Annotated in this window: 8 protein-coding genes; 4 read left to right on the forward strand and 4 right to left on the reverse strand. The window is 54.4% G+C overall.

The window, feature by feature from the left end:
• On the forward strand, window positions 1–484 hold a 484-nt coding region (locus QA600_RS22555; RefSeq protein ID WP_278294182.1), incomplete at its 5' end, for a type I CRISPR-associated protein Cas7.
• 72 nt (window positions 485–556) lie between these two features.
• Window positions 557–1297: a type I-B CRISPR-associated protein Cas5b gene (gene cas5b, locus QA600_RS22560; protein ID WP_278294184.1), complete on the forward strand. Its 741-nt coding sequence runs from the start codon at window positions 557–559 to the stop codon at window positions 1295–1297.
• Window positions 1298–1504: 207 nt separating this feature from the next.
• Here the strand turns inward: cas5b and QA600_RS22565 are convergent, their stop codons facing one another.
• On the reverse strand, window positions 1505–2122 hold the full coding sequence (locus QA600_RS22565) for a transposase (protein ID WP_278294185.1): 618 nt from the start codon (window positions 2120–2122) through the stop codon (window positions 1505–1507).
• A complete protein-coding gene (locus QA600_RS22570; protein ID WP_278294186.1) occupies window positions 2077–2556 on the reverse strand; it encodes an IS630 family transposase in 480 nt (159 codons plus the stop codon). The genes QA600_RS22565 and QA600_RS22570 overlap by 46 nt, the downstream gene beginning before the upstream one ends.
• 179 nt (window positions 2557–2735) lie before the next feature.
• On the opposite strand from QA600_RS22570, the gene QA600_RS22575 reads away from it, so the two are divergent.
• Window positions 2736–3230, forward strand: a complete 495-nt coding sequence (locus tag QA600_RS22575; RefSeq protein ID WP_278294187.1) for a TrkA C-terminal domain-containing protein — start codon at window positions 2736–2738, stop codon at window positions 3228–3230.
• 35 nt (window positions 3231–3265) lie between these two features.
• Entirely contained in the window at window positions 3266–4546 is a 1281-nt protein-coding gene (locus QA600_RS22580; protein WP_278294188.1) for a cation:proton antiporter, read from the forward strand.
• A gap of 159 nt (window positions 4547–4705) precedes the next feature.
• Here QA600_RS22580 and QA600_RS22585 read toward each other — a convergent pair whose 3' ends face one another.
• Window positions 4706–6508 carry a cation:proton antiporter gene (locus tag QA600_RS22585; RefSeq protein ID WP_278294189.1) on the reverse strand — a complete coding sequence of 601 codons (1803 nt, stop codon included), beginning with the start codon at window positions 6506–6508 and terminating at the stop codon, window positions 4706–4708.
• A complete protein-coding gene (locus QA600_RS22590) occupies window positions 6501–8255 on the reverse strand; it encodes a cation:proton antiporter (RefSeq protein ID WP_278294190.1) in 1755 nt (584 codons plus the stop codon). The genes QA600_RS22585 and QA600_RS22590 overlap by 8 nt, the downstream gene beginning before the upstream one ends.
• Window positions 8256–9022 lie beyond the last annotated feature (767 nt).

Genomic DNA, 9022 nt, shown 5'->3' on the forward strand with positions numbered 1-9022 from the left:
GTTCACTGAGTATCGGGTTGACTACGCCCTGATGCGGTTTCATGGGGTTATCAACGAACACAACGCTGCTGAAACTCACTTGACCCAAACCGACGTCGAGTTACTGGAAGATGGGTTATGGTACGGAACTCGAAGCGAAACCCACACCGCCTCAAAAAAGGGCCATGAGCCACGGTTGTTGGTCCGTGTAGAGTATGAAACCGATGACTACCACATCGGAGATCTACACCGCTCGTTTACGTACGAACCCGACGGAGTCGAAGAGCGAGCGATGCGTGACATTACTGATGGAATCGTGAACGCAACAGAGTTTGTCACATTGATTGATTCCCATGCAGACGATATTGGCAGTATCTCTATTCGGGCCAGTCGCCGCCTCCGGATACGCCTTTCTGATGGTGGTGCTGAGGATGAAATCACCGATCTCAAACAAACTCTCACCGACGTGCTTGGATCCGAACACGTATCGTTTGTCATCGAATGACCCTGCAATACGTGCTACCGCTCTAATGACCGTCCTTTCAACAATCACCCTTCAGTTGAAGTAAAATTGACAATGGACACGATTCCCGAAGACTGTATTGTGCTTGAGATCCGTGGCGAATTCGGGCACTTTCGAAAGCCGTCGACGACGTCGCCTGCACAGACGTTTGGGATTCCACCACGGACGACGATCGCAGGAATGCTTGCTGGAATAATGGGGATGGAACGCCACTCTTATTACGAGCTGTTCAACCGTGAGAACAGTAGCATTGCGGTCTCACTCGAAACGTCGCTTCGGCGGCTTTCACTTGGTATCAATATTCTCACAACGGAGGGTTCAAGTCGATCTCTCAAAAGTGGTCGTCCTGGTATACATATTACAGACTCGCGCCAGCAAACCGTCTTTGAGGTTGTTTGCGATCCGATTTACCGGGTGTACGTTAGTCTTGAGGACGAGACAGTAATGGATCGAATGGAAACACTACTCTCGAGCGGAAAATCGGTATATACGTTGTCGCTAGGGCTTAGTGAGCATCTTGGTACCTATGAATACATCGGCCGATTCGACGTCACTAAGGAATCAGGGTCTGCATCAATACGATCTGCAGTACCCGGAGAGAATATCGATTTGATTCCGTCACCAGAAGCCCGGTACGTGACCGAACGTTCTCCGGCGTTCCTCAAAATGCGCGAAGAGGGTGGTCGGCAGGCAGATGGATCACAGACACTCACCTATGACCGGAACGGGGGACCACTTGCCCTTCGGGACACCCAATATGCTGTTATCAACGAGGACTGCGTCATTTTTTCCTGATCGACACCTCCACAATAATAGCACCCTCGTTTGGCGAAATTCAATTGCAGGAGCGAGCATATTGCCAAGGTTGACAAACTCGAGCGGTACGGGTTTGTGCGTCCTGACGAACGCTTCTGATCTCACGACACAGTGACTTTTCGAGCTAACAAGCGCTCTCTATCTCTTCGGACAATCTTAGGTTAACCAACGGAGATATCGGTCTTTTCACTGCCAATGAGACTCGTCCAGTTCGAAGCCTGCCCACCTGACGAACGCTCGAAGTAACTCCGGTCGATCGCCGATCGAGGCGATCGACCTGTCAACTTCCCACTCAAGATCCGTGAAATCGAACGGAACGAAGTTCCCGAGCAGGTCGATTTTTCCGGACTTCCAGACCTGTTCGACTGGCATTAGCTCAGGTGCGTAGGACGGCATCTTGGGAAAAGACACAGCGACGCGGGTCGCTGTGTCGAACTCCGGTGATGTCAACAGCCGTTGGGCATACTTGTGCGAGGAATCGTTGTCCCAACAGACGATCGCAGGTTTGTTGTGAAACTCCAGGAAGTCACGCATGAATTCGGCAATTATCTTCCCGGGGAGTCCTTGCGGAGTCATCCAGTAGGAGAAGGCAGTCGCGCCGCTGGCCGGCGCGACTGCCAGCACTCCGAGTACCTTCCAGCGCTCCCACTTCCCCGAGCTGACGTGGATTGGTGTCTGCCCACGCGGCCCCCAGGTCCGCACAACCGTTGATTGCATTCCGAAAGAACTCTCGTCGACGAAAACCAGAAGTTCGCCGTTCAGTCGTGCTTTTTTTCGATTGCCGGGACTGTTTCGGTTAGCCACTCCTCGACAGCCGCTTCGTCGCGCTCACGAGCGCGACGTTGCGGCTTCTGGCAACTCCAGTCAATACGCTGCATATAGCGCCAGGCGGTAGTTCTGCTCACAGACACACCGAATTCTGTCTTGATGACCGCACGGATCCGATCCAGTGTCCACCGATCAGTCTCGAAGCCATGCGCTTGCGGACCTGCTCCAGCAAGGTCCGCAAGCGCTGCTAGATCCTCTTTCGGAAGCTTTGGAGACGATCCTGGATGAGGTTTCGAGCTGAGGCCGTCGCTTCCCTCGGTCAGGTACATCTCTTTCCATCGATACACTGACCATGGTGTGACTCCCTCAAGTTCGGCAATCTCGTACGGACTGTGACCAAGCTCCAGCATGGCGACGGCACGCCGTCGCCGTGCTTCTAATTCCTCTTTCGTTCCAACAGGACGTGTCACAATGTTCAAACTACGTTCCGTCAGGAGATAGCTCTTTGCTCGGTGGAAAGCTCAATACAAAGACAAGGGCTTTGTTGGTTAATAGACTATCTTTCAGGGTTGAGTTGGTTGCTCAAGGTACTTACTAATAAAGCCACGGTGTCACCCAATTTATTACTCGGGCCTTCTGTCTTTCCAGTATGGCCATCTACGAGAGTGATCTTCCTGGCGTAGGAAAAAAATTCGAGATCGAACTCCAGGGCAGCGAACGTCTCGTCATCGTGACGCACAACACGGGGAAGCGAGAGGTCTACAAGAAAGCAAACGAGGATGCCGACAGTGAGAAACTATTCGACCTCTCGGATCAACTTGCCCGGACGGTCGGAACGATCCTTGAGGGTGCCTACTTTCAGCCGGTCCAGACTAGTGGTGCAGAGACCAAACTCTCTGAGGAGACCTTCCTTGAATGGTACGACGTCGATAAGACTGCTGAGATTGCGGGGATATCGATTTCCGACGCGAGAATCGATGAGCAGATCGGTGTTTCAATTCTCGCGATTCAGCGTGACGAAGAACTCATTACACCGGTAACGCCAGATACCGTCATAGAAGCCGGTGACAAAGTCATAGTAGCTGGCGAGCAAGAAGAGTGCCTCAAGTTCGAGAAACTGATTGGCGACGTCACTGGAGCTTGACTAACTGATGGTAAGACAGCTGGAGGTGAAAGTTGGTGGCAGTTGAATCGACCGCATTAATTGACGTCGGGATTTTGTTCGCAGCCGTTGCGTTAGCCGGACTCATCGCAAATCGGATCGGTCAGTCAGTCATCCCATTCTACATCATCTCCGGCATGGTGCTTGGAGAATACGTACTTGGCCGGATTGACTTCCCAGCGATACTTGGGACGGATCTTGTGCCGCACGGATCAGAACTTGCACTTCTCGAGACTGACTTTATTCATCTCGGGGCCGAACTTGGGATTGTCCTGCTGTTGTTTTTTCTCGGACTTGAGTTCAACCTAGATCGGCTCATCGCTGCCAAAGAGCGGATCGGTAAGGCGGGGACAGTCGATCTCGTGATCAACTTCGGAATCGGGTTCGCACTCGGATATGTGATCTTCCAGTCGTTCCTCCCGGCATTTCTCACTGCAGGGATCGTCTACATCTCCTCGAGCGCGATCATTACGAAGTCGCTGATCGACCTTGGCTGGATCGCAAACGACGAAGCAGATCCGATGCTCGGTACACTTGTCTATGAGGATCTTTTCATTGCCATCTACTTGGCTGTCGCCTCCGCACTCGTACTCGGTGGCGGCGACGTTGGCGAGGCCGCCGGCCAAATCGGAATTGCAATGGCGTTCATCCTTGGTTTGCTTCTGCTCGTTTATGTTGGTACAGCCTGGTTTCAGCGTAGTCTGGAGATTGACTCCCATGAGTTCACGGTGCTTCGAGTGCTCGGTATTACCATCCTCATCTCGGGTGCTGCGCTCGCACTCGGCGTCAGTGAGGCGGTCGCAGCCTTCTTTGTCGGAATGGCTTTCTCCTCGACCAACCACGTCCACGAACTCGAGAACTTACTTGAGCCACTCCGTGACACCTTTGCGGCGGTATTTTTCTTCTGGATCGGGTTGATCACCGATCCGACGCTGTTTCTCAGCGTCTTGGGACTCATTGCACTCGCGGCCATTCTGACGACACCGTCGAAGCTCGTCAGTGGCTATCTCGGTGGTCGGATCTACGATCTTGACGAGCGCCGCTCCCTGCGAGTCGGACTCGGCATGACCACCCGTGGCGAGTTCTCGCTTATTATTGCGAGCATCGCAATTGCGGGTGCGGGAACTGGACTCGCCGAAGGAACGGCCGAAACGATCTATGCCTTCGCTGTCGGCTATGTGTTGCTTATGAGTATTCTCGGGACGACATTCATGCAGTACGCAGATCAGATCGAGGACATCGCTGTGCCAGTACTAAAGAGGAATACAAAACAGGCGTCTCAGTCGGGTGACGATTGACAGCACTTCCTTCAGATGTTAGCGCCCTCAGTTAGCTAATCTGTCTCACTTACGTTCGAATGACTCCATTGAGATTGTGAGAGTGAAAGCGCAACTGTCGTTGTTCCCGTCTCATACGTTGATAAAAGGCAATACCGTACCTTCAGGCTGTAGAGAATATCAACTGTCGAGTTCTCCGGTGTGCGACGCCGATTCCACAGTGGAATGATGAGATGGCGCACGTTCCACGTCGAGTTCACGCATGCTCTCTGCCCGTAGTTCATCGGGATCGTACTCTCCGTTCAACAGTGCCTCGAATCTGTCGGCGAGCTGGTCGGCTGCGAGGAGGTCCGGAACAATGACGTACATAGCCCCTTGCTCGATGAGTTCAGCGGCCATCGGTAACTCCCTGGTCCGGACGACGACGTCGGTGGTATCGGCAAACGACAGGAAGTGTTCCGAGACTGACTTCGATTCAGCGGTGGAAATGATTAGTTGCGCCGCTTCAAGGTTGGACACGTCCGCCGTTTCCGACTCGATCGCGTCGGCGAACACGTAGGCATTGCACTTGTCCCGGAGATCGGGCAGTGCCTGCGGGTTGTTCTCGATCACGACGTAAGGCTGGTCAATCTCCTCACAGAACTCGACGAGCCGTTGGCCGTGACGGCCGTACCCAACGATGACGACGTGGTCGGAGATATCCTCTGGGACAGAGTTCCAGTCATCGACATCGTGATACGGCTGTCCGAGCCAGCCGCGACTAGCCATAGTACGGTAGATCTCTTCGTCATAATTGTGGGTTAGATTCGAGAGGATCATCGACACTGCGGCCGCGAGGATGATTGCCTCGAACACCGGCTCGATCAAGAGTCCGAGGACAAGCGCCTCGATGGCCACGATGACGGCGAACTCACCAACGTGATCCAAATTAAGACCCGTAATCATCGCCGATCGTCTGTCGTACCCGTTGTGTACGAGCAGGATGCCAATGACGATCGGCTTGATCACGACTGTCAGGACCACGAGCCCGAGAGCGATCGTGGCGATAGGCACGAAGGGAGAGAGAGCAGCCGATGGATCGGCCACTACCGCGGTCGGCGAGGGTAGTGTAACCAGCGCCCCGACAGTGGCGAAGAAGAGCGCGACGAAGAACTCCTGGATCGAGTTCAGCCCGTTGAACACCTCCGAGTACTCGACGGGGTTATCCCTGACTGCCAGCCCAGCGGCGAACGCGCCGATGACGATCGAGGTTTCGAGGAACTCTGCTGCAGCAAGGAAGACGATCAACAATGCTACGATGCTAATGAGCATCGCTTCGTCAGAACCGCTGGCGAGTCGTTCTATGATACCAAACAGGTACCGGTTGATAGCGATCGCTGCGCCGAGGAGCATGACACCATACCCGAGCTGTGCCGCGACCGGCTCTAGTGCGAAGGTGCCGGCGCTGACGATGAGTAAAAGAAACACCGCCAAGAAGTCATTGACCGAATCTATCTCGCTCGAGAGATAGTCGTGAACGATGTCGGACTGTGATTGGGCAAACAATGCGGTTCCGACAATCGTTGACGAGAGCGCAGCCGCGATCCCGACGAAGAGCGCCTGTTCGACCGTCAGTGGATCTCCAAGTCCTACGTCGGTGAGGACCCCGTACTCCAACGCGATGCCGACCATGAGTCCGAAGAGAAGTCCGAGCACGCCGAGGACGAGCGCCTGAACGATCGCGACGACTTCGGTATTCGAGACGACCGTACGAACCTGTTCAGTCTGGATCTGCACACTGAACATAAAGACGAGGAACGCGACTCCGAGCCGGGCGAGCTCGAGCATGAGTGCCTCATCAATGAGATTCAACTGCCCAACGAACAGCCCGGCCAAGATGAGTGAAGGTATGATCGACAGCCGCAACCCCTTCGCGATCAGCAACAGCGGCCCGGCGACGACGAAAAGGATCGCCATCGCGGTGAGCAATGCGACGTCAGTCATCGTCACCACCTAGTTGATCCGTGCTGTCGGGGAACAACTGCCCGCTTCGCAACAGCTCCATATCGGTGGCAATCTCTCGGTCGAAGGTCGATCTGTTCTCGAAGTACGACTCAAGGTATTCGACGAACTGTGCGACGCCGAGTTGTGGGGCCAGAATGACGTACTCGGCGCCGGAATCGTACAATTGCTCTGCCTCCTCGGCAGTTGCAGCCTCAACGAACACCGTCGTCTCCTCCGTTGTCTCTTTGAGCAAGATCTCGTTAATCTCCATTTGATCCGACGACGAGAGCACGAAGTCGGCGTACTTCACAGCGGCATCCTTGCGAATCTTTTCGTACTGGACGTCACCAAACAGGGAATCGTACCCTGCGTTTTCGACGGCTTCGACGTGCTCGACGTTTCGGTCGAGGACTACGATCTGGTCGTACTGGTCCTCGAGGATCCGTAACGCCCTGCGTGCAATCTCGTCGTAGCCGATTACAACGACGTGGTTTCGATACTCTGTGTCCGCTGGCTGGACAGGGTCAGATTGTTCCCATCGCGAAAGGTACGGTTCCACGCGCTCGAACAGCTGTCGGTTGTACTGGATGAAGTACACCGATACGCTCATCGTCATCAACGCGACGAGAGTGATGAAACCGAGCTCCGCTTGGCCGATAAATGGAGGCTCGCTCTCAACCGCAGCGACGGCGACGACGATCCCGAACTCGCTGACCTGGATCATCCCGATGCTGCCGAGGAACGTTGTTTCAAGATCGAACTGCTGCCAATTGAGAAGGAGGAAGAATACGACAAATTTGACGATCATCAGTCCTACGGCGACGACGACCGCCTCCTGCCAGTATGCGAGGAGATCGCTGGCTTCGAAATCGAGAGCCACAGAAACGAAAAACACCATCACGAACAGGTCAGTCAACGGGTTGACTCGACCCTGGAGATCCTTGCTGTAGGGCAGCTGGGCGATCGCCAGCCCGGCGAGGAACGCACCCATCTCAATGGAGAGATACGCGTCAACCCCAATCGGTGACAGGAGGAGGTTGATCTGGTCGGATACGAGGACGAACAAAAAGAGCCACGAGATAGCGACGAGAAAAAGCAGTCTCGTATCGCCGGCGATTCGCCCAAAGAGCGATGGGAGCACGTATCTGGACGCAGTGATCGCCGCGACGGTAGTGATCGTGACGAGTACCATCACAATCCCAAGCGTCATCGCGACGTCGGCGACGCCTTCGGGCCGGCCTGCGGCCAGCACCGCGAGAATAATGACGACAACGATGTCCTGGGCGAGGAGTACGCCGACGTCGATCTTGCCGTGCAGCGAAGTCGCCTCGCCCTTGTCGTTGAGCATTTTGATCACTACGGCTGTCGAACTGTACACTACCGCTAGTCCGATGATCACAGCCTCCTCAAAGGAAAACGGGAGAACGACTGCAAGACCAAATCCGACCGACCCGACTGCAACCATCTGTGGAATCGATATTTTTACGATCGGTGCGATGAGATGGCGAATTTCATCGATTCGCATTTTGATGCCAAGTAAAAACAGCAAAAATGCGAGACCGAGTTCGGCCATTGTGTCCGTGATGATACTCGGTTCCACGAGTCCGAGTCCGACTGGGCCGATCACTACGCCGGTAAGAATATATCCGATGATCGTCGGCTGCCCCAATCGAACCGCAAGAACCCCGACGAGTGCAGCAGCGACGAGAATGATAGCAACATCACCCGCGAGCCCGACATCGACCATCTCTTGTCTTACCACTATCTCTGATTGCTTTGATGAGCTGAAAAATCCACGGCATGATTCGCCAAGGCCAAAAGACGATAACCAGTTAATATTCGATCGTACGGAACGTCCCGGTCAGTCGGCCGAATACGGCATTCCAGCCAGAATGACGTCAGAGTTAGGATGCTCTCCTTCGGTAGCGAGTTGCTGGAGTGTCCGAGCAGCGGCGTACGGTGAGCTGGCCAGTGCGTGAAGCACCGAAATAGTCCCTCGAGTCAGCTGCAAGTTCTTGGACTGGAGGATTCCCATCGTCGTCGCAGTCTCTGGTCGATCGGCCTCAGTAGCGGTGATCGAGACAGCGATCTCCGGGGCATCTTTGAGGAGATCTGCTGACGACAAGAGTTGCGTCTCGGGCAGCTCCCGAATGCGGTAGATGTTTCCGTACATCCTGACTATTGGTAGCGGATAGTTTGGGACTCCAGACCGTACAGTAGGGACGATCGATTGCCCACTGGTCTGAGTCGGCTGGGCGGGCAGCGAAGACGGTCGCGCGGTCGCCTTCCTGTAAGGTACTCCCGCAGTATTGGTACTCGGTAGTGTTCTGGGAGCCGATTGGGGGAGTTGGATGGTTGTCGCCGATCTTGACAGCGAGCACTGGATCACGCTCAACTATTGCAACCTCATGTGAATCTGTAAGGTTCGAAGCGATCATCTGTCCCACCCAACCAGCACCCATGATGAGGGCATACATTGCTATCTTCCTATACCACTGTTTTTGTTTGTCTCTT

Origin of the sequence: Natronococcus sp. A-GB1 (genome assembly GCF_029688845.1) — an archaeon.
Classification (GTDB): Archaea; Halobacteriota; Halobacteria; order Halobacteriales; family Natrialbaceae; genus Natronococcus.